The sequence below is a fragment of the Bacteroides sp. AM37-9 genome, from assembly GCF_003603455.1.
Classification (GTDB): Bacteria; Bacteroidota; Bacteroidia; order Bacteroidales; family Bacteroidaceae; genus Bacteroides; species Bacteroides xylanisolvens.
On record NZ_QTNF01000044.1, the window covers coordinates 1 to 21,167 of the forward strand.

Here is a 21,167-nt window from a genome sequence, read left to right on the forward strand (position 1 = left end):
AAAAAAAATACGAAAGTTATAAATCTACCCTCACCAACCCTCACCTTTGACCCGTATCTTATAATAAAAAGATAACGGGGAATCTTAAAAACTCAATCATCTTTTTCTGATTTACCACAACGTTTCCAGAATACTCCATTATTTTATTCAAAACTGTGCGGATATGAATTAAATTTTGGTGCGGTTGCCCTGGATAAAATATCAATAGACTAACTCAATAAAATGCATTGTTCGACACCAATTTCCTGAATAAAATAATTGTCGTGTGAGATTGCTATCACAGTACCTGCATAATTTTTGATAGTAGCAGTGATAATTTCAATACTTTGTATGTCCAAATTGTTGGTAGGTTCATCCAGGATAAACATATCAGGGGTATTGTTACTAATCATCAGACAGCAGAAAGCGAGACGCATTTTCTCACCACCACTAAGTTTCCGGCAGGATTTGTCCCATTCGGATGCAGGAAACAAGTAACGGTTTAGAATAATCTTTATTTCATGCTCCGGCAGATTCCGGCTGTTGAAAGCGTAAGCCTGTTCAAGAATACTGTTCCGGTCGTCAATGATCGAATACTCTTGATTCAAATAGACATAGCTAAAGTCCGTCCGTGTCAGGGTTCCTTCCTGTGGTTGAAGTTGGCCGGTGATTAATTTCAATAGAGTTGTTTTCCCGCTACCGTTGGCTCCTTCTATACGGAGGCGGTCTCCACTCTTTAGTTGAAAGCTGACAGGAGCTTGCCAAAGCTGTTGTTTTGAGATACTATTTTCCTGAATATCATTGCTATTCGGATTGGGATGATAACCTGTGTCAGACAAATTTATTTCATCATTTGTCAGAATATTATTGTTAATCGAATTGGAATGATAACTGAAATTAATCTCTTTTGCTGTCACTAATATTTTCCCGGTATGAAGCGAGGAACTATTGAAGTCGGTTTTTAATGCAGCAGTCGGAGAGAGCGAACCTCGAAGCTGGTTGCGCTCATCTGTTAACTTCTCGGCTTTTTCCTGATGAACGCCAGTCAGTTTACTAGTGCTCTTCTCGGATTTCCCTTGGAGTGCGTTCAATACAATGCGTGGAACTCCTTTTTTTATATTACTCTTTTCGCCGCGTACATTCTGTTTGTCCCTGCGTTCGGCCGTTTCGCGAGCCACTTTACGGGCAATACGTAGTGCCTTTTCTTTTTCTTCAATACGTTGTTGCAATGCTTCCTGCATCAGCGTTTTTTGTTCTTTGTAGAATTCGTAATTTCCGCCATAATAATTGATTTGATGCTTCTCTAGTTCGCAAATCTCGGGGAGAAGATTGAGCAGAGTACGGTCATGACTTACCACCAACAGGGTGGAACGATATTTCTCTACCCAGTCATATAAACGTTGTCTGCCGGAAGAGTCGAGATGATTGGTCGGTTCATCCATAAGTATGACAGATGGATGATGAATGTCCATACCTGCCAGGAATACGCGGGTCTTTTCGCCGCCACTAAGCAGATTCATCGGGTAGGATAGCGTAAACTGTCCTAATCCCCATAAATCGAGAGCGGCGATGGAACGTTCTTCGATATTCCAGTCATCATTTAGAATGGTGAAATTCTCGTTTGAGACATCTCCTGCCAGGATAGCGTGCAGAGCTTGCTGTTTACGCTCTATTTGAAGAGCTTGTGCAATGGTCAGTGAATCATATTGCCCGAAATGTTGCGGGATATAATATAGGTCGTCCAGGCGGACAATGACACCGGAAGAGGGTGATAACTGTCCGGCAATAATTTGTAGCAAAGTAGATTTGCCACAACCATTGTTACCGACTAATCCCAATTTCTGCCCTTTACTGATGGCGAAATTGAGGTCACTGAATAATACTTCTTTATCCGGATGGATATAGCTGATTTGTTGGATACTGATAGACATGATGATCTATTGGGTTTGAGGTTGAAAATAGAGTGAAAAAAAACACAGGATAGGGGGAACGACAAACACAATACTGGCTAAACAACACGGATTTCGTGATGCTTAACAAAATAGAAAAAGCATATAAGAAAAGTGATGTTTACTTAGAAGTGTTGTCTTACTTAGTAATTCTCATTGTGGTAGGTATATAGTTTAACTTGGCTGCAAAGATAACACTTTCTATTAGATTTCACTCTATTAAGACTGAAAAAGAATGAACTTCATTTATTTAGAGGCTCCGTTTACCTCATTCAGAGCCTCCGATTACTCCAAATAGAGCCTCTGTTTACCCTATTCAGAGGCTCTGTTTTAGAAGTGAGTTATACTCTTTCTTATTCTTATACATCAAACAGTTGATTTAATCCCTCACTCATACTGGGATGCGTGAAGATAAAATCGCGCAAGAATGTAGACGTCTGGCCTGTCTTTATCGCCATAGCTACGATATTGATGATTTCTGAAGCATCGGCGCAGAATAGAGTACAGCCCATAATCTTCCCGTTATGATTATTGATGATAGCTTTTAGCATACCATCAGTCTGTCTCAATGTACGGGTACGGACGATGGAGGAAGCCGGCAACCGGGAAACCTTAAATGAATATCCTCTTTTCAGAGCTTCTTCTTCACTGATTCCGATATGTGCCAATGGCGGATCAATAAACACTGCATATTGCACAGGATCACGGTCTCCGATATCACGTTTCTTGTCGCCGAAGAGCTGATCGCGGATAATCCGGAAATCATCCAGCGAGAGATATGTAAATTGCGATCCGCCTTTCACATCTCCCATTGCCCATATATGAGGAACAGTAGTGCGTAACTGATCGTTTACGATGATAGCTCCGTGGGCATCAACTCCTACACCCGCTGCTTGCAGGTTCAATCCTTCAATCATCGGTTTACGTCCCGTTGCGATAAGAATGGCATCTCCATCTACATAATAAGGAGTACCGTCGGATACGTCCGAGTAAGTTAGTGTCACTCCGTCATTCGTGTCATGGATAGACTGCGCACGAGCGTTCAGATGGATTTCAATACCTTTCTTCTCCATCACTTCTTTGACGCTGTTTGCAATATCCCGATCTTCACGAGGCATAAATTTGTTTCCTCCTTCGAGTATCGTCACTTTACTGCCGAAACCGGCATACATAGAAGCGAACTCCAGTCCGATATATCCTCCACCTATGATAATCAGGTGATGAGGAAGTACGCTTAAGTCCAAAAGCGCACTACTGGTATATACGTGCTGACTTTGCTGAATACCATCTATTGCAGGGATAATGGGAGTAGATCCCGTGTTGATAAATATCTCTTTTCCTTTCAGTTCGATTTCTCCTTCGGGAAGTTCCACCTTTATGGTATCGGCGGATATGAAAGACCCCGTTCCGGTATAGATAGTCACATTAGGACGTTTACTTAGTCTTTCGTAATTATCATTCCTAAGAAAGGAAGTGAGGCGGTTCTTTCGGCCGATGGCCTGTTTGTACATATTCGCCTGCTTCGGAAAATCATCGTGGTAAAGCAAAGCGGAAACCTCGGCTTCATGCACCAGCGTCTTTGTTGGGATACAGGCTACATTCGGACAGCTTCCTCCATACATCATGTTGGAACGTTCTACGATGGCCACTTGCCATCCGCGGTTGGAAAGTTCGGCAGCCAGGGTTTTCCCTGCCTTGCCGAATCCTATAATAATTGCATCATATTGTTTCATAACTTCTTGTATTAACGATTTGTATGAGACTATATAACAGTCTGAAAATACGATTTGTTCCGCAATGGCAAGAAGTCAGAATCCTCTTTAGTGGTTGTCTTAGTCTTTTTTAAGTGTTTTGAGTACGCGTTGTGACGAGTCGGATAATAACACTACGGCACTGGCTAGGATCACGATGTCTTTAATCACCAACCGCCCTGCACCGGATAGTAATGGGAAACCGAATTCTCCGCTTCCCAAGTCGGGAACCCAGACTTCCGGGGTGGTGACAAGAAAAGAAAGTGTGCCGAGCGTCATGATAATGGCGAGGGTGTCGCCTGCCAATCCCACTTTTGGGAAAAAGATTCCCAAGAATACCAGTATGCCGATACCCATAATAAGAGCTCCCAGTCCGTAAGAGAAAGTATAAGTGCGGTTTGCTTCGTGCCATGCACGATTTTCCGGGACAAAAGCACCTTCCGCATTTTTATGTTCTTTGTATTCGGGTGCACCTTTAGCATAGAAGAAACTCATAAAAGGACTGTTGGCAACAAACGGAACAATCCCGTCGGCTTCATAATGGAAATACTTCAATCCGCCTATCCATACAAATACTACCAGGATGGCAATGCGGATAAATTTCATACCAAAACTTTTCAGACTTGAAGTGAAGGTCAGTAAAACGATCAATTTCTCTTTCATTTTGTTGGGGTTTTAATGGATTTATCTTATGTCGCAAAGGTCGTCCATTTCCACTACCCCCAAAATGGCAATACTTCCGTATGCCTTGTCAATTTTTCCCTTCCTGTGTGTTTCTGAATTGCACGGCGCTCTGTCCGGTCATATTTTTGAAGAAACGGCTGAAAGAAGCCTGGTCTTCAAATCCCAGAATATCGGCAATCTCTTTGGCGCTTTTGTTGCTGTAAAGCAGGAGACGTTTAGCTTCCGCTTCCACCCGTTCGTGGATAACCCGAAGCGGCGAAGGCAGTTTGCAGGTAGAAAAGATGTTCGATAGTGTTTTGGGAGATTTATGCAACATATCGGCATAGTCCTGCACCTGTTTCTTCGTCCGGTAATGCTCGTCGACCAAGTTATAGTATTGGCGGACAATCTCGAATCCGGATTCTTTTTCACGGGTGATATTCATGCGATGACGTGCAATCCGGGTACATTGGATAATGAAACGTTTCAGCAGGATGCGCAGCATCTCTTCCTGCAGGCTGTCGGAAACGGTGAACTCATTTTCCAGTGCTTCGGTAATAGTGTCGAGTTCTTTACGTTCTTTTTCGTTCAGTGTGAAACGGATCAGGTGAGATGAACCGTTGAACAGGAAGCCGCTGCATGACACTTCATGGTCGTTGCCATAGATACAATAGAAATTGCTGTTGAACAATAAAGTCAGGTATTCACCATCAATCGATTTAAATTCGAGGTGTTGCAGATGAGTGAGTGAAATCACTTCATCTTGGGTAAGCGTCATTTCCTGATGGTCGATTTCTACCGTGATGCTTCCGTTGCGTACCCATATAAATTTATAAAGCCCTTTTTCTTTTTGCAGTGTTTTTTCTGTCAGATAAGAGTCTGTAAGTGCGAGTGTTCCTTTTAGTTTCGTGTGATATTGTTGTAACATAATTAATCCTCCATTGCTGATGCGTCAAATGATAATGGCAGTAGATCACCTATACTTTTTACTTCGTAGATACATTCTTTGCCATATAATAGGATGCGGATGGGGTGTTTGTAACGCTTTTCCGTTTCCAGAATCACTTGCCGGCAAGCACCGCAGGGAGGAATCGGATGGTCGATGAAGTCCTTTTCCGTTCGTGCCGCAATGGCAAGAGTGACAACCGGTTGGTCGGGATATTGGGAGTTGGCATAGAATAATGTAGTACGTTCTGCACAAAGCCCCGACGGATAGGCCGCATTTTCCTGATTGGTTCCTGTCACTACTGTCCCGTTGCCCAATAGCGCAGCGGCACCTACGGAGAAATGGGAGTACGGAGAATAACTACGAGCTGTTGCCTCCATGGCAGTCTTTATAAGTGACCGATCGCCCTCATTCAACTCATCATATTGATATACTTTAATAATAGCGGTAATTGTGAGGTCTTTCATATACGTCAGGGTATTGGTTTCTACAATTAATGTTACAAAGTTAGGAAAGAGATTGATAATCCCAATTATTTTTCGGATTTTTGTGCCATCTAATTCACATCTGAATAAAAATGGAGAATAAACTGCATAGACTTATCTTTTTAACCGTTGTTTTTTTCTTTGCTGTAGGAGTGCAGGCACAGAAACGGAATGCCCGTTACGTCGAGTATATAAATAAGTATAGTGATTTGGCTGTTGAACAGATGAAGCTTCATAAGATTCCGGCGAGTATCACGTTGGCGCAAGGATTGCTGGAAAGCGGTGCCGGATACAGCCAGTTGGCACGAAAGAGTAATAACCACTTTGGTATTAAGTGTGGTGGCAGTTGGCGGGGACGTACGGTTCGTCATGATGATGATGCGCGCAACGAATGTTTCCGTGCTTATAAGCATCCGCGTGACTCTTACGAAGATCATTCCGACTTCCTTAGAAGAGGTGCCCGTTACGCTTTTCTTTTCAAACTGGATATCACCGATTATAAAGGCTGGGCGCGTGGACTGAAAAAAGCAGGCTATGCTACCGATCCTTCTTATGCTAACCGTCTGATTACGATTATCGAAGATTATGACTTGTATAAATACGACCGTAAGGGTGTATATTCGGAACGGAAGCTGAAAAAGAATCCTTGGTTGATGAGCCCGCATCAGGTGTATATCGCTAATGATATCGCTTATGTGGTAGCCCGCAACGGTGATACCTTTAAAGATTTAGGCAACGAATTCGATATTAGTTGGAAAAAACTTGTGAAGTACAACGACTTGCAGCGTGATTATACCTTGATGGAAGGAGATATCATCTACCTGAAGAGCAAGAAGAAAAAGGCTTCCAAACCTTATACTGTATATGTTGTGAAAGATGGAGATTCCATGCATGGCATCTCTCAAAAATATGGTATCCGCCTCAAAAATCTGTATAAGATGAATCGTAAGGATGGTGAGTATGTTCCGGAAATCGGAGATAGATTGCGTCTGCGGTAGAGACTTCTCTCAAAAGTTTCGAATTTCGGAAACTTAATGACTCATTCATGTGTTATTATCTTGATAAAACATGATTAGAATATGAGTCTAAACATTGCAAAAAGTAATAAGAAACGTGTCGTCATAGTAGGCGGTGGTTTCGGTGGCTTGAAACTGGCTAACAAGCTGAAAAAGTCAGGCTTTCAAGTCGTATTGATAGATAAAAACAACTATCATCAGTTTCCTCCTTTGATTTATCAGGTGGCTTCGGCTGGTATGGAGCCAACTTCCATATCCTTCCCCTTCCGTAAAATATTCCAGCATCGGAAAGATTTCTATTTCCGTATGGCGGAAGTACGTGCCATTTTCCCGGAAAAGAATATGATACAGACTTCCATCGGAAAAGCAGAATATGACTATCTGGTGTTAGCAGCAGGTACTACAACCAACTATTTCGGTAATAAACATATTGAAGAGGAAGCCATGCCGATGAAAAATGTGTCAGAAGCGATGGGATTGCGAAACGCTCTTCTGGCTAATCTGGAACGAGCGCTGACCTGTTCAACAAAGCAGGAACAACAAGAGCTATTGAATATTGTAATTGTAGGAGGTGGAGCTACCGGGATAGAAGTAGCCGGAATACTTTCCGAGATGAAGAAATTTGTCTTGCCGAATGATTATCCTGATATGCCCAGCAGTCTGATGCATATCTATTTGATTGAAGCCGGGCCGCGATTGCTTGCCGGAATGTCAGAAGAATCTTCTGCACATGCTGAACAGTTTCTCCGTGAAATGGGAGTAAATATCCTGTTGAATAAACGTGTTGTGGATTATCGTGACCATAAAGTAGTACTCGAAGATGGTACAGAGATTGCCACGCGTACTTTTATCTGGGTGAGTGGTGTTACCGGTGTGACTATCGGCAATCTGGATGCCTCTCTGATTGGGCGTGGAGGACGTATTAAAGTCGATTCATTCAACCGTGTAGAAGGGATGAACAATGTGTTTGCTATTGGCGACCAATGTATTCAGTTAGCTGATGAAAATTACCCGAACGGGCATCCTCAACTGGCACAAGTGGCGATCCAGCAAGGAGAACTATTGGCAAAGAATCTGATTCGTATGGAAAAAGGACAGGAAATGAAACCTTTCCATTACCGCAATTTAGGTTCGATGGCGACTGTCGGGCGCAATCGTGCCGTGGCAGAGTTTAGTAAAGTAAAGATGCAGGGATGGTTTGCTTGGGTGATGTGGCTGGTTGTTCATCTGCGTTCTATCCTTGGAGTTCGTAATAAAGTGATTGTGCTCTTAAATTGGATCTGGAATTATTTCACTTACGATCAATCCATGCGTATGATTGTCTATGCCCGTAAAGCAAAAGAAATTCGCGATCGTGAAAAGCTGGAGGAGACTAATCATTGGGGAAAAGAACTGATACAGGAACCGAAGCAACACTCTCCGCAGGAGATTCAGCAAGCTTCCGAACTAGAGAAAAAATAGTCAATGAGAAGTCATTATACCGTAGTTGACAATCCGTCATTATCCAGGTATACTGACCTTCCGCCGACAGGTGGATAGATTCATATTCTGAACAGTAAATTCGTACAGGGTGTCCGATATCGGACACCCTTTGTTTTTTGTTACATTCTATTTATCAATTACTTACGGTTTTGGCATAGATTTGGTATATAAAATGCTAAATTGATACATGATAAAATCGTAAACGATCAGATATGGACAGAGAAATTCCTAAAGAAATACGTCAGAAAGAACGTAACAAGAAGATCATTCGTTATTCATCCATCGGGGTGGCAAGTATTGTTGTCATTGGTGTACTTATATCTGTACTAAGGGCAGGAGTGGAGGCAAAAGATCTTGTCTTTTCCACAGTCGATACAGGAGTTATTGAGGTAAGTGTCAGTGCTTCCGGCAAGGTGGTTCCTGCATTTGAAGAAATTATCAATTCTCCAATCAACAGTCGTATTCTTGAAGTTTATAAAAAAGGAGGAGATAGCGTAGATGTAGGTACTCCGATTCTGAAACTCGATCTTCAGAGTACGGAAACCGAATATAAAAAGTTGCTGGACGAAGAGCAGATGCGTCGGTATAAGCTCGATCAGCTTCGTGTCAATAATCAGACGAAGCTTTCGGATATGGCGATGCAGATCAAAGTTTCGGCTATGAAATTAAGCCGGATGAAGGTGGAGTTGAGAAATGAACACTATTTGGACAGTCTCGGTGCGGGAACAACGGATAAAGTGCGCCAGGCTGAATTGAGCTATAATGTTGCCCAGTTAGAGTACGAACAACTCCGGCAACAATATAAAAATGAGAAGGAGGTGGCTGCTGCCGAACTGAAAGTACAGGAACTTGATTTTAATATCTTCCGTAAGAGTCTTTCCGAAAAGAAACGTACTTTGGATGACGCGCAAATCCGTTCTCCGCGCAGAGCTATTCTTACCTATATTAACAACCAGATTGGTGCGCAGATTTCCGAAGGTGGACAAGTCGCTATCATTTCTGATTTAAGTCATTTTAAGGTGGAAGGCGAGATTGCTGATACGTATGGCGACCGTGTGGCAGCTGGAGGAAAAGCAATTGTTAAGATAGGAAGCGATAAACTGGAAGGAACGGTCAGCAGTGTAACACCGTTATCCAAAAATGGCGTCATATCATTCACGGTTCAGTTGAAGGAAGATAATCATCGTCGTCTGCGCTCCGGATTGAAGACGGATGTTTATGTGATGAATGCTGTAAAGGAAGATGTGATGCGTGTTGCCAATGGCTCTTTCTATGTGGGGCGTGGTGAATACGAATTGTTTGTCTGCAACTCTGACAATGAACTGGTCAAACGTAAGATACAGTTGGGTGATTCAAACTTTGAATATGTAGAAGTTTTGAGTGGATTGCAACCGGGTGACAGGGTAGTGGTAAGTGATATGAGTGCATATAAGAACAAGAATAAGCTGAAGATTAAATAAATTAAACACTAGAAGTTATGATAACATTGAACTCTCTTTCCAAAATTTACCGTACTGATGAGATTGAAACGGTAGCGTTGGAAAATGTGAATCTGACGGTAGAACGTGGAGAATTCCTAAGTATAATGGGACCTTCCGGGTGCGGAAAATCTACATTGTTGAATATAATGGGATTACTTGACGCACCTACCATGGGAATAGTGGAAATCAATGGAATACGTACCGAAGGAATGAAAGACAAAGAATTGGCCGTTTTTCGTAATAAAACGCTTGGTTTTGTGTTTCAGTCTTTTCATCTGATTAATTCGTTAAATGTGACGGATAATGTGGAGTTGCCTTTACTTTATCGCCGTGTTGGCAGTAGTGAGCGAAAGCGGTTGGCGCAAGAGGTATTGGAAAAAGTAGGGTTAAGCCATCGTATGAGACATTTTCCTACACAACTTTCCGGTGGTCAGTGCCAACGTGTAGCTATTGCCCGTGCTATTATCGGTAATCCTGAAATAATCCTTGCCGATGAGCCGACAGGTAACTTGGATTCAAGGATGGGAGCCGAAGTCATGGAACTGCTTCACCGACTGAATAAAGAAGACGGACGCACCATCGTCATGGTTACCCATAATGAAGAACAGGCGAAGCAGACTTCGCGTACCATTCGTTTCTTTGACGGACGACAAGTGCAGTAGAACCTGCGTTTTATACATGAAACTAAATAGAAAAACAGATTGATACATCTCTAAATTAAAAACCACCATGACAAAGAATATTTTCATCGTTGCGATAGCTGTCCTGTTAAGTGTTGCTTTTTGTTCGCTATCGGCACAAAATGTGAGTAAAGATTATAATGTAGGCGACTTTTCTGCCATCAACCTGCAATCTGTCGGAAATATTATTTTCGCTCAATCGGCAGAATGTACCTGCCGTTTGGGAGGGCCTTCTGAATTTGTAGAGAAAACCCGGGTAACGGTGAAGAACGGCACACTGGTTATCGATTATAAAGAGAAGAACGTAAAGAATGTCAAGAATCTGATTTTTTACATCACTGCTCCCGATTTGAGTAAAGTGAAAATCGACGGGGTAGGGAACTTTGATGCAAAGGAAAAATTGAATCTTAAAAATATAGCTTTCGAACTTGACGGAGTGGGAAATTGCAACGTGAAAAATCTTCATTGCGATGAACTGAAACTCGATGTCGACGGAGTAGGCAATATGAAAATGAATGTTGACTGTGGCCTTATCAAGGCTAAAGTGGATGGAGTAGGTAATATCACTTTATCAGGTAAGGCTGATACTGCTTTCTTTAAAAAGGATGGTGTTGGTAAAATCAATCACAAAAGCCTGAAATGTAAGGATATAACAAAGAAGGGATGGAATTTCTAATATGGAACGTTCTTTGACGAACTTCTGTGGAACCTAATCGAAGAAAAATAAAAAAGACGGGTAAGAAATATACTGAACTCTATACTGGTAACGATCATGATAAAACTCTATTTTAAACAAGCATTCCATCTGTTGGGAGAAAATAAACTGCTTTCATCTATTTCCATTATTGGTACAGCTTTGGCTATTGCTATGATAATGGTAATTGTGATTACTTTACGTGCGACTATTGCTCCCTTTGCACCGGAAACCCATCGTGACCGGATGCTTATTTTCCGGTTTGCCGGACTTCAAAATAAGTCCAACGTGAATTGGCAAAGCAATGGCCCTATCGGATACAATACGGCAAAGGCTTGTTTCAAAGCAATGACAATTCCCGAAGTTGTTTCCATAACCAATATCTGGCAGGAAACAATGCTGGCTGCTAAACCGGCAGGTGAGATGGAAAGTTGTAGTGTGTTGCAAACAGACGATGCTTTCTGGAAAATATTTGAATTTGAGTTTCTATCCGGTAAGCCGTATGATAATGCCGATTTTGATGCCGGAGCAGCAAAAGCTGTGATTTCCGAAGATATGGCTCGCCGCTTGTTCGGAACATCAGAAGTGGTTGGAAAAACATTCCTTCTGAATCATTCGGCTTATATTGTTTGCGGAGTGGTACGTCCGGTCTCTAAACTGGCGAAATACGCCTATGCGCAAGTTTGGATTCCTTTGAGTTCAACAAGTGCCTTTACAGCCACTTGGGGCGATGACAATATCATGGGTATGACTGCCGTCTATATACTGGCTAAATCGAAAGACGATTTTCCGGCTATTCGTCAGGAGGCAGACCGCTTGCGGGCTATCTTTATGGCAGGGCATCCCAATTTCGATTTACTCTATCGCGGACAGCCTGATACTTATTTCGTAGCCGCGCAACGCTATTCCGCCAACAATCCTCCTGCTGTGAAAGAAGCAGTACGGCAATACATACTGACATTACTTGTCTTATTGATTGTTCCTGCCGTCAACTTGTCCGGACTTACTTTGTCACGCATGCGTAAGCGTATCTCCGAAATAGGAGTGCGAAAAGCCTTTGGTGCCCCCAGACGGGAGCTTATGATGCAGGTACTATCCGAAAATATGCTTTATTCCCTGTTCGGAGGAATTCTCGGACTGGTATTAAGTTATGTCGCCGCTTTCCTTTTGGGAGGAATGCTTTTCTCCGTAGACTTTGTATCCAATGGGGTGGAAGATTTGCGGACCATGTGTGTCGACTTACTGTTCGATCCTACCGTATTCCTGCTGGCATTTCTGGCTTGCTTCTTACTCAATTTATTAAGTGCCGCCATTCCGGCATGGAGAGTAACTCGCACCAATATTGTGGATGCCATCAACGAAAGATAATTCTTCAACTCATCTAAATTCTAAAGAAAATGCAACTATTAAAACAAATATGGAACGAGCGCCGGTCAAACGGATGGTTATGGTCAGAACTATTAATTGTTTTTGTGGTCCTGTGGTATGTGGTCGACTGGACGTATGTGACAGCGCGTACTTATTACGAACCGGTAGGATTTGATATTACCGATACGTATTATTTGGAGCTAAGCCTGAAAAACGACAAGAGTAATTCCTATCTTTCGAAAGAGCAAAAGAGTACATCTTTAGGACAAGATATTATCGAGTTGACCAATCGTCTCCGGAGATTGCCGGAAGTGGAGGCCGTTTCAATATCCAATAATGCGCGTCCCTATATCGGGAGTAATTCCGGTAGTATGTTGCGTATCGATACATTGGTTAGTAGTCCGCTACGGCGTTCGGTAACCCCTGACTTTTTTCAGGTCTTCCGTTATCAAAGTGCTGATGGGCGTGGTTATCAGCCGTTGGTGCAAGCTTTAAGGAATGGCAATGTCGTTGTTGGTGAAAATTTCTGGCCCAAAGATTATAAAGGCGATCGTACGCTGTTGGGTAAAGAAATGGTCGATGTGGATGATTCTACAAAAGTGTACAAGATAGGGGGAGTTTCGAAGAAAGTGCGTTACAATGACTTTTGGCCTAACTACAGTGACCGGTATGTAGCCATTGAACTTACTGAAAAGATAATGGTCGAACTTGACGATGAACTTTATCCTTCGAGTGTAGAAGTTTGTCTGCGAGTGAAACCGGGGACTTCCAGAGACTTTGCGGAACATTTGATGAAATTGTCCGCCAACCAGTTGAGTGTCGGTAACTTATTCATCCTGAAAGTGCATGATTATGAAGATCTGCGGAATGACTTCCAGCAAGGAAGTTATAATCAGGTACAGGTACGTTTCTGGATGATGGGCTTCTTATTGCTTAATATCCTGTTGGGTATTGTCGGCACCTTCTGGTTCCGTACGCAGCACCGTCGTACCGAGTCTGCGCTTCGTATAGCAGTCGGGTCCAGCCGGATGCAGCTTTGGCAACGTTTAAATAAAGAAGGATTGCTATTATTGACTCTGGCTGCTTTGCCTGCCGCCGCCATCTGTTATAATATCGGCCATCTGGAGTTGACTGAAGGGTATATGGAGTGGGGAGTAGTACGTTTTCTTATTACATTTGTCATAACCTACTTCCTGATGTCTTTAATGATTCTTATAGGTATTTGGTTTCCTGCCCGTCAGGTAATCCGCATACAGCCTGCCGAAGCGCTGCGCGAAGAATAAAAAACTTGGGCTATCTATTTGTTTTCAATAGATTTAACGTATCTTTGTCGGCATAATATTGAAAACACCGCAGGTTTTAACTATATGAATCGACGCTATTATTGTATGTTTATAGTTCTGTTTTTTGCTGTTCTTACGCAGGCGGCGGCAGCGGAACGTACATTCAATATCCTTTTTATACAGTCTTACACCTCGCAGACTCCTTGGCACAGTGACCTTAATCAGGGCTTGGCTAAAGGGTTTAAAGAGAGTGGTTTGAAGGTGAACATAACAACGGAATATCTTGATGCGGATTTTTGGGCATTCAATTCCGAGAAGGTAATCATGCGTCGTTTTTGTCAGCGTGCCCGCGACAGGCAGACAGATTTGATTGTAACTGCGAGTGATGAAGCTTTTTATACCCTTTTTGCGTGTGGAGATTCGTTGCCTTTGCAGATTCCGGTGGTGTTTTTCGGTATTAAGTATCCTGATACGAAGTTGATTACTGCTCATCCCAATGTTTGTGGATTCACAGCCAATCCGGATTTCGACGTCATATTACGTCAGGCACAAAAGATATTTCCCCGCCGGAAAGAAGTGGTTTGTGTGATAGATAACAGCTTTTTAAGTAACAAAGGGCTTGAAGATTTTGAAGAAGAGTGGAAAATCTTTCAGAAAGATAACCCGGATTATAGAATGAAAATCTATAATACCCAAAATCATACGACTAGTCATATCATTGCGGCAATTTGTTACCCTCGTAACAGCTACGAACGTTTGGTTGTTGCTCCTAAATGGTCGCCTTTCCTTTCATTTGTAGGTAAAAACTCAAAAGCTCCCGTATTTTCAACTCAAAATGTAGGATTGACTAACGGTGTGTTTAGTGCTTATGATGCCGACAGCTATACTTCTGCATCATTGGCTGCTCAAAGGGCTGCTTCGGTCTTGAAAGGTACCTCTCCCCGGGATATAGGAGTGACGGAAATTACACAAGGATTCATCTTTGACTACAAGCAATTAGATTTTTTCCATGTCGACTCTGATAAAGTATCCTCTAGCGGAACCATTGTCAATGAACCATATTGGGAGAAATATAAATACCTTTTTATACTTCTCTATCCGTCTATCCTCGCATTGTTGATAGCCTCTATCGTGTGGCTGATGCGTGCCAACCGGCGTGAATCCAAACGACGGATTCAGGCACAGACCCGTCTGCTGGTACAGAATAAACTGGTGGAACAGCGTAATGAGTTCGATAATGTATTTCATTCCATCCGTGATGGTGTGATAACGTATGATACCGATTTGCACATTCATTTCACAAACCGTTCCTTATTACAAATGCTTCATTTGCCGTATGAGGCAGGTGGGCGTTTTTATGAAGGAATGATGGCTGGCAGTATCTTCAAAATATATTATAACGGTCAGGACATTCTTCATAAAATGCTGAAGCAGGTAGCTTCAAAAGGAGAAAGTGTGAAGATACCGCAGGGAGCTTTCATGAAAGAAGTGCATAGTGATAAGTACTTCCCTGTGTCGGGGGAAATAGTTCCGATCCGTTCAAAGGACGCAATTACCGGTATGGCACTTTCTGCGCGGAATATTTCGGATGAAGAAATGCAGAAACGTTTCTTTGATATGGCGGTAGACGAAAGCTCCATATATCCGTGGCAGTTTGATATGGAAACGAACTGTTTCATTTTCCCGCAAGGTTTCTTGAAACGTCTTGGATACGATGAATCGGTTACTACCATCTCCCGTGATGAAATGGATCGCACTATCCATCCTGATGATTTGAAGGAAATAAGTCCGTTATTTAATAGAGCATTGACCGGGGAAGATTCCAATACCCGTCTGAACTTCCGTCAGCGGAATGTCAACGGAGAGTATGAATGGTGGGAATATCGTTCTTCCGTAATCACGGGATTGACACAAGATTCATTGTACAATATATTAGGTGTTTGTCAGAGTATCCAGCGATATAAGACTGCCGAGCAGGAGATGAGAGAGGCCCGTGATAAAGCCCTCCAGGCTGACAAACTGAAATCGGCGTTCCTTGCCAACATGAGTCACGAGATTCGGACTCCGCTGAATGCGATTGTAGGTTTCTCCGATTTGCTAAGCGATACGAGTGGTTTTACAAGCGAAGAGATTGCCCAGTTTATCGGAACCATTAATAAGAATTATGGCCTGTTGCTGGCTTTGATTAATGATATTCTTGATTTGTCACGTATCGAATCGGGAACCATGGAATTTATGTTCGCCGAGCATAACCTGCCGCTGTTATTAAAGACCGTCCATGATTCTCAACGCTTGAATATGCCACCGGGAGTAGAACTGGTGTTGCGTATGCCCGAAAGTGATAAGAAATACCTTACGACAGATAATGTACGCTTGCAGCAAGTCGTGAATAATCTGATAAATAACGCTGCTAAATTTACGAGTAGCGGTTTCATTACTTTTGGCTATGAAGATGATGAGGTTCCCGGCTACACCCGCATCTTTGTGGAGGATACCGGAGTCGGTATTTCTGAAGAAGGTATCCGTCATATATTCGAACGATTCTATAAAGTCGATAATTTCACCCAAGGAGCAGGTTTGGGATTAAGTATTTGTCAGACCATCATCGAACGTCTGAATGGTACCATCTCCGTCACCTCCGAAGTAGGTAAAGGCACTCGTTTCACTGTGCGCCTTCCTAACTACTGCGAATAATCGAACGTTCACTTTTGGGCATAGTGTCCGAAAATGGACACTTTTCTTATTTTCTAATCTGTTGATAATAAAAACTTTACTTTTTTGGCACATCGTTTGATTCTCTCATAGTGGAAAATACTGTGCATAATGAAAAAGAAAAGTATATTGTTTGCTCTTGCTGCCGTTTGCCTGCCGTTGGCATTGTCGGCACAGAAGGAAAGGGAAATAACCTTGAATGAAGCCATTGCTATGGCGCGTATTCAATCTGTTGACGCTGCTGTTGCCTTGAATGAATTGAAAACGGCCTATTGGGAGTTTCGTACCTTTCGTGCCGATCTTCTGCCGGAAGTCAACTTGACCGGAACCCTGCCCAATTATAACAAATCATATAGTTCCTATCAAAATTCGGACGGTTCTTACGGTTTCGTCCGTAATAACACATTGGGGCTTACCGGTGATCTTTCTATCGATCAAAACATCTGGCTTACCGGTGGTAAACTTTCGCTGACTTCCTCTCTCGACTATATCAAGCAATTGGGAGCCGGAGGAGACCGGCATTTTATGTCGGTTCCTGTCACATTACAACTTACACAACCCATCTTTGGAGTCAATAATATAAAGTGGAACAGACGCATCGAACCGGTTCGTTATGCCGAAGCGAAAGCAGCTTTTATCACTGCTACCGAAGAAGTGACGATGCGTGCCATCACTTATTACTTTAATCTTTTGTTGGCAAAAGAAAATCTTGGCACGGCGAAACAGAACCAGACAAACGCCGACCACCTTTATGAAGTAGCCCTTGCCAAACGCAAAATGGGGCAAATTTCCGAGAATGAACTCTTGCAGTTGAAGCTCTCCGCTTTAAATGCGAAGGCTGCATTGACGGAAGCAGAGAGTGATCTCAATGCCAAGATGTTCCAGCTCCGTGCCTTTTTGGGAGTAGGAGAGGATGAAGTACTAAACCCGGTTCTTCCCGAAGCTGTGGATGGCCCGAGGATGGAGTACAATCAGGTGTTAAATAAAGCATTGGAACGTAATTCTTTTGCACAGAATATCCGTCGCCGCCAGTTGGAAGCCGATTATGAAGTAGCTACTGCACGCGGAAATTTGCGTAGTGTCGATTTGTTTGCAAGCGTAGGGTATACGGGTGAGAACCGGAATTTTCCGGCCGTTTACAGGAACTTGCAGGACAATCAGATTGTTCAGGTAGGCGTTAAGATTCCGATTCTCGATTGGGGAAAACGCCGTGGGAAAGTCCGGGTAGCCAAGAGTAACCGGGATGTAGTGCTTTCAAAAATTCGTCAGGAACAGATAAACTTCAACCAGGATATTTTTCTGTTGGTGGAGCATTTCAATAATCAGGCACAGCAATTGGACATAGCCAAAGAAGCCGATGCGATAGCCCAGCAACGATATAAAACAAGTATTGAAACTTTCCTGATAGGTAAAATCAATACCTTGGATTTGAATGATGCGCAGAACTCTAAAGATGATGCGAGACAGAAACATATTTCCGAACTTTATTATTATTGGTATTATTATTATCAGATTCGCAGTCTGACACTATGGGATTTTCGTACCAATACCGAACTTGAAGCTGATTTTGATGAAATCATCCGGCAATAGAAAGGGGAGGAAAAAGCTTTTGAATCTTATGGAGGAACTTGCCGGAGATTATGGGAAAAGTTTTTCAAGTCTGCAAACAGACTATTGCGTATTTATGCCTGATTCATTTGGTATTACGAACTATTTATAGTACCTTTGAAACTCGATTTTAACACTCGGGAAATGAAAAATACGTAAATAATACAGAAAAATTCATCCCCCATTATAAATAAAGAAAGAAATAAAAAAAGAAATACTTCTTCTTGGAAGATTGAAAAAACAGAAGAAGTTTTCTTGGTAGAGGAATCTTGCAATTTTAACTATGATTCTGATAATTGATGACGACAGCGCAGTGCGTTCTTCGCTTAGCTTCATGTTGAAGCGGGCAGGATATGAAGCACAGACCGTTCCCGGTCCGCGGGAAGCTATGGAAGTAGTACGTTCCGTAGCTCCGGATTTAATCCTGATGGATATGAACTTCACTCTTTCTACAACGGGTGAGGAGGGTTTGACCCTACTCAAACAAGTAAAAATATTCCGTCCCGAAACACCGGTGATATTGATGACTGCTTGGGGAAGTATCCAACTTGCCGTGCAAGGAATGCAGGCAGGAGCTTTTGATTTCATAACGAAGCCCTGGAATAATGCCGCCTTGTTGCAACGCATCGAAACGGCACTCCAACTTTCGGGCACTCCACAGGAACCAACGCAGGAACAGAGCGATTCTTTCGACCGCAGCCACATCATCGGGCGTAGCCAGGGATTGATGGATGTGTTGAATACGATTGCCCGCATAGCAAAGACCAATGCCTCTGTTCTCATTACAGGGGAAAGCGGAACAGGTAAGGAATTGATAGCCGAGGCCATTCATATTAATAGTCAGCGAGCCAAACACCCCTTTGTGAAAGTGAATCTTGGAGGTATCTCTCAAAGCCTGTTCGAAAGTGAAATGTTCGGGCACAAGAAAGGAGCTTTTACCGATGCTTCCGCAGACCGTATCGGACGTTTCGAAATGGCAAACAAAGGGACGATTTTTCTGGATGAAATAGGTGATCTCGATCCTTCGTGCCAGGTGAAGTTACTGCGTGTATTGCAGGATCAGACATTTGAAGTGCTCGGCGACAGCCGTCCGCGTAAGACGGATATCCGGGTAGTATCAGCCACCAATGCCGATTTGCGCAAAATGGTAGGCGAACGTACTTTTCGTGAAGACCTCTTCTATCGTATCAATCTGATAACTGTGAAGCTGCCGGCCTTGCGCGAACGTCGCGAAGATATTCCCTTGCTGGCACGTCATTTTGCCGACCGTCAGGCGGTAACCAACGGATTGCCTCGTACGGAGTTCTCTGCCGATGCCCTGCAATTCTTGAGCCGTTTGCCCTATCCGGGGAATATTCGTGAATTGAAGAACTTGGTGGAACGTACCATTCTGGTAAGTGGTAAACCGCTGCTTGATGCTTCCGACTTTGATGCGCAGTATATTCGCCACGATGACGCAAGAGTGACCGAAGGCGCAACTCTGGCTGGTATGACTTTGGATGAAATAGAACGCCAGACCATTCTCCAGGCGTTGGACCGTTACAAAGGAAATTTGAGTCAGGTAGCTACGGCATTGGGTATCAGCCGTGCAGCACTCTATCGTCGTCTCGAAAAATATAATATAACAATGTGATAGATTTAGGCACGTGCCTAATAAAATTAAGATTAACCGTAACCACAGATAACGTGCGTATAAAAGGATTCTTTTACATACTAGTCTTTCTGCTGCTGGCATTAGGTAGTGTATTGCTGTTCCTTTCCAGTCAACTGAATACAATCTTTTTCTACATAGGGGAGGGGCTGATACTTTTCATCCTCATTTATCTGACCTTTTTCTATCGTAAGATTGTGAAGCCGTTGAATACAATCGGAAGCGGTATGGAATTGTTGCGTGAGCAGGATTTCAGTAGCCGTCTTAGTCCTGTAGGCCAATATGAGGCCGATCGTGTGGTGAATATCTTCAACCGCATGATGGAACAGCTCAAGAATGAACGTCTCCGCCTGCGTGAACAGAATAATTTTCTCGATTTGCTGATTAAAGCTTCTCCGATGGGAGTGATTATAACTTCCCTTGATGAAGACCTTTCGGAATTGAATCCGATGGCTTTGAAAATGCTGGGTGTTCGTTTGGAAGACGTACAAGGCAAGAAGATGAAAGAGATTGATTCTCCGTTAGCGGTGGAATTAGCCAACCTCCCGAAAGGAGAGAAGGTAACCGTCCGTCTGAACGACTCGAATATCTACCGATGTACTCATTCTTCTTTCATTGATCGTGGATTTCAGCATCCCTTCTACTTGGTAGAAACCCTCACTGACGAAGTGATGAAAGCGGAAAAGAAAGCATACGAGAAAGTGATTCGCATGATTGCCCACGAAGTGAACAACACGACTGCCGGCATTACTTCCACACTGGATACGGTAGAACAAGCTCTTTCCAGCGAAGAAGGAATGGAAGACATCTGCGATGTGATGCGTGTATGTACCGACCGTTGTTTCTCGATGAGTCGTTTCATTACCCGTTTTGCCGATGTGGTGAAAATTCCCGAACCGACACTTTCTTCTGTCAATCTGAATGATTTGGTTTTCACCTGCAAGCGGTTTATGGAAGGAATGTGTAATGACCGTCGCATCACACTCCGCATGGAAATAGACGAAAGTCTGAAAGATGTGATGCTGGATGCCGCTTTGTTTGAGCAAGTACTCGTAAACATCATCAAAAATGCAGCGGAAAGCATTGAAACCGATGGGGAAATAATAGTCCGCACCCTCGCTCCGGCCACTGTTGAAGTGATAGATAACGGTCAGGGAATCAGCAAAGAAACAGAAACTAAACTGTTCAGTCCTTTCTTCTCTACCAAACCGAACGGTCAGGGAATCGGACTTATCTTTATTCGCGAAGTACTGATGCGTCATGGGTGCACATTCTCTTTGCGAACCTATGCCGACGGACTGACCCGATTCCGTATTACTTTCCCCTAATTGTGTCAAATAAGAACATTTCTTCCGTCAAATAGACCTTTTTTTGTCTTAAAATCACTCCTACCTTTGCCCCGCTCAATTCAATAGGATT

16 protein-coding genes are annotated in these 21,167 nt (G+C 43.0%); 11 read left to right on the plus strand and 5 right to left on the minus strand.

Going from position 1 to position 21,167, the window contains the following annotated elements; translation table 11 throughout:
- Nucleotides 1-209: 209 nt before the first annotated feature.
- From DW862_RS22515 to cdd, 5 genes are all read right to left on the minus strand, one after another.
- Nucleotides 210-1,910, minus strand: coding sequence for an ABC-F family ATP-binding cassette domain-containing protein (locus tag DW862_RS22515; protein ID WP_120070543.1), 1,701 nt, complete (start codon nucleotides 1,908-1,910; stop codon nucleotides 210-212).
- Nucleotides 1,911-2,287: 377 nt separating this feature from the next.
- Nucleotides 2,288-3,661 carry an FAD-dependent oxidoreductase gene (locus DW862_RS22520; protein ID WP_118407349.1) on the minus strand — a complete coding sequence of 458 codons (1,374 nt, stop codon included), beginning with the start codon at nucleotides 3,659-3,661 and terminating at the stop codon, nucleotides 2,288-2,290.
- A 99-nt stretch (nucleotides 3,662-3,760) separates the two neighbouring features.
- A complete protein-coding gene (locus tag DW862_RS22525) occupies nucleotides 3,761-4,342 on the minus strand; it encodes a DUF417 family protein (RefSeq protein WP_117809080.1) in 582 nt (193 codons plus the stop codon).
- An 88-nt stretch (nucleotides 4,343-4,430) separates the two neighbouring features.
- Nucleotides 4,431-5,270 (minus strand): AraC family transcriptional regulator, encoded by an 840-nt coding sequence (locus DW862_RS22530; RefSeq protein ID WP_004314294.1) that lies wholly within the window; start codon nucleotides 5,268-5,270, stop codon nucleotides 4,431-4,433.
- Nucleotides 5,271-5,272: 2 nt separating this feature from the next.
- Nucleotides 5,273-5,755: a cytidine deaminase gene (gene cdd, locus DW862_RS22535; protein WP_004314293.1), complete on the minus strand. Its 483-nt coding sequence runs from the start codon at nucleotides 5,753-5,755 to the stop codon at nucleotides 5,273-5,275.
- Between the two features lie 110 nt (nucleotides 5,756-5,865).
- On the opposite strand from cdd, the gene DW862_RS22540 reads away from it, so the two are divergent.
- The 11 genes from DW862_RS22540 (at nucleotide 5,866) to DW862_RS22590 (ending at nucleotide 21,076) form a co-directional block, all read left to right on the plus strand.
- On the plus strand, nucleotides 5,866-6,771 hold the full coding sequence (locus DW862_RS22540) for a glucosaminidase domain-containing protein (RefSeq protein WP_004314292.1): 906 nt from the start codon (nucleotides 5,866-5,868) through the stop codon (nucleotides 6,769-6,771).
- Between the two features lie 81 nt (nucleotides 6,772-6,852).
- Nucleotides 6,853-8,250, plus strand: coding sequence for an NAD(P)/FAD-dependent oxidoreductase (locus DW862_RS22545; protein ID WP_120070546.1), 1,398 nt, complete (start codon nucleotides 6,853-6,855; stop codon nucleotides 8,248-8,250).
- A gap of 233 nt (nucleotides 8,251-8,483) precedes the next feature.
- Entirely contained in the window at nucleotides 8,484-9,731 is a 1,248-nt protein-coding gene (locus DW862_RS22550) for an efflux RND transporter periplasmic adaptor subunit (protein WP_117610451.1), read from the plus strand.
- A gap of 17 nt (nucleotides 9,732-9,748) precedes the next feature.
- Nucleotides 9,749-10,414 carry an ABC transporter ATP-binding protein gene (locus tag DW862_RS22555; RefSeq protein ID WP_008644652.1) on the plus strand — a complete coding sequence of 222 codons (666 nt, stop codon included), beginning with the start codon at nucleotides 9,749-9,751 and terminating at the stop codon, nucleotides 10,412-10,414.
- A 67-nt stretch (nucleotides 10,415-10,481) separates the two neighbouring features.
- Entirely contained in the window at nucleotides 10,482-11,108 is a 627-nt protein-coding gene (locus DW862_RS22560) for a GIN domain-containing protein (protein ID WP_120070550.1), read from the plus strand.
- A gap of 96 nt (nucleotides 11,109-11,204) precedes the next feature.
- Nucleotides 11,205-12,494 (plus strand): ABC transporter permease, encoded by a 1,290-nt coding sequence (locus DW862_RS22565; protein ID WP_117809076.1) that lies wholly within the window; start codon nucleotides 11,205-11,207, stop codon nucleotides 12,492-12,494.
- Nucleotides 12,495-12,523: 29 nt separating this feature from the next.
- Complete coding sequence (locus DW862_RS22570) at nucleotides 12,524-13,777, plus strand: ABC transporter permease (protein ID WP_120070553.1); 1,254 nt, start codon at nucleotides 12,524-12,526, stop codon at nucleotides 13,775-13,777.
- 84 nt (nucleotides 13,778-13,861) lie between these two features.
- Nucleotides 13,862-16,471, plus strand: a complete 2,610-nt coding sequence (locus tag DW862_RS22575; RefSeq protein ID WP_120070556.1) for a PAS domain-containing sensor histidine kinase — start codon at nucleotides 13,862-13,864, stop codon at nucleotides 16,469-16,471.
- A 129-nt stretch (nucleotides 16,472-16,600) separates the two neighbouring features.
- A complete protein-coding gene (locus DW862_RS22580) occupies nucleotides 16,601-18,079 on the plus strand; it encodes a TolC family protein (protein ID WP_004326575.1) in 1,479 nt (492 codons plus the stop codon).
- 301 nt (nucleotides 18,080-18,380) lie between these two features.
- On the plus strand, nucleotides 18,381-19,730 hold the full coding sequence (locus DW862_RS22585; protein WP_120070559.1) for a sigma-54 dependent transcriptional regulator: 1,350 nt from the start codon (nucleotides 18,381-18,383) through the stop codon (nucleotides 19,728-19,730).
- A gap of 53 nt (nucleotides 19,731-19,783) precedes the next feature.
- Nucleotides 19,784-21,076, plus strand: coding sequence for a PAS domain-containing sensor histidine kinase (locus DW862_RS22590; RefSeq protein ID WP_120070562.1), 1,293 nt, complete (start codon nucleotides 19,784-19,786; stop codon nucleotides 21,074-21,076).
- The last annotated feature ends 91 nt before the right edge of the window (nucleotides 21,077-21,167 follow it).

What these genes read in the sequence shown, in the direction of transcription:
- DW862_RS22515 (WP_120070543.1), bottom strand. Translation starts at nt 1,910, where the DNA reads ATGTCTATCAGTATCCAACAAATCAGCTATATCCATCCGGATAAAGAA.
- DW862_RS22520 (WP_118407349.1), bottom strand. Translation starts at nt 3,661, where the DNA reads ATGAAACAATATGATGCAATTATTATAGGATTCGGCAAGGCAGGGAAA.
- DW862_RS22525 (WP_117809080.1), bottom strand. Translation starts at nt 4,342, where the DNA reads ATGAAAGAGAAATTGATCGTTTTACTGACCTTCACTTCAAGTCTGAAA.
- DW862_RS22530 (WP_004314294.1), bottom strand. Translation starts at nt 5,270, where the DNA reads ATGTTACAACAATATCACACGAAACTAAAAGGAACACTCGCACTTACA.
- cdd (WP_004314293.1), bottom strand. Translation starts at nt 5,755, where the DNA reads ATGAAAGACCTCACAATTACCGCTATTATTAAAGTATATCAATATGAT.
- DW862_RS22540 (WP_004314292.1), top strand. Translation starts at nt 5,866, where the DNA reads ATGGAGAATAAACTGCATAGACTTATCTTTTTAACCGTTGTTTTTTTC.
- DW862_RS22545 (WP_120070546.1), top strand. Translation starts at nt 6,853, where the DNA reads ATGAGTCTAAACATTGCAAAAAGTAATAAGAAACGTGTCGTCATAGTA.
- DW862_RS22550 (WP_117610451.1), top strand. Translation starts at nt 8,484, where the DNA reads ATGGACAGAGAAATTCCTAAAGAAATACGTCAGAAAGAACGTAACAAG.
- DW862_RS22555 (WP_008644652.1), top strand. Translation starts at nt 9,749, where the DNA reads ATGATAACATTGAACTCTCTTTCCAAAATTTACCGTACTGATGAGATT.
- DW862_RS22560 (WP_120070550.1), top strand. Translation starts at nt 10,482, where the DNA reads ATGACAAAGAATATTTTCATCGTTGCGATAGCTGTCCTGTTAAGTGTT.
- DW862_RS22565 (WP_117809076.1), top strand. Translation starts at nt 11,205, where the DNA reads ATGATAAAACTCTATTTTAAACAAGCATTCCATCTGTTGGGAGAAAAT.
- DW862_RS22570 (WP_120070553.1), top strand. Translation starts at nt 12,524, where the DNA reads ATGCAACTATTAAAACAAATATGGAACGAGCGCCGGTCAAACGGATGG.
- DW862_RS22575 (WP_120070556.1), top strand. Translation starts at nt 13,862, where the DNA reads ATGAATCGACGCTATTATTGTATGTTTATAGTTCTGTTTTTTGCTGTT.
- DW862_RS22580 (WP_004326575.1), top strand. Translation starts at nt 16,601, where the DNA reads ATGAAAAAGAAAAGTATATTGTTTGCTCTTGCTGCCGTTTGCCTGCCG.
- DW862_RS22585 (WP_120070559.1), top strand. Translation starts at nt 18,381, where the DNA reads ATGATTCTGATAATTGATGACGACAGCGCAGTGCGTTCTTCGCTTAGC.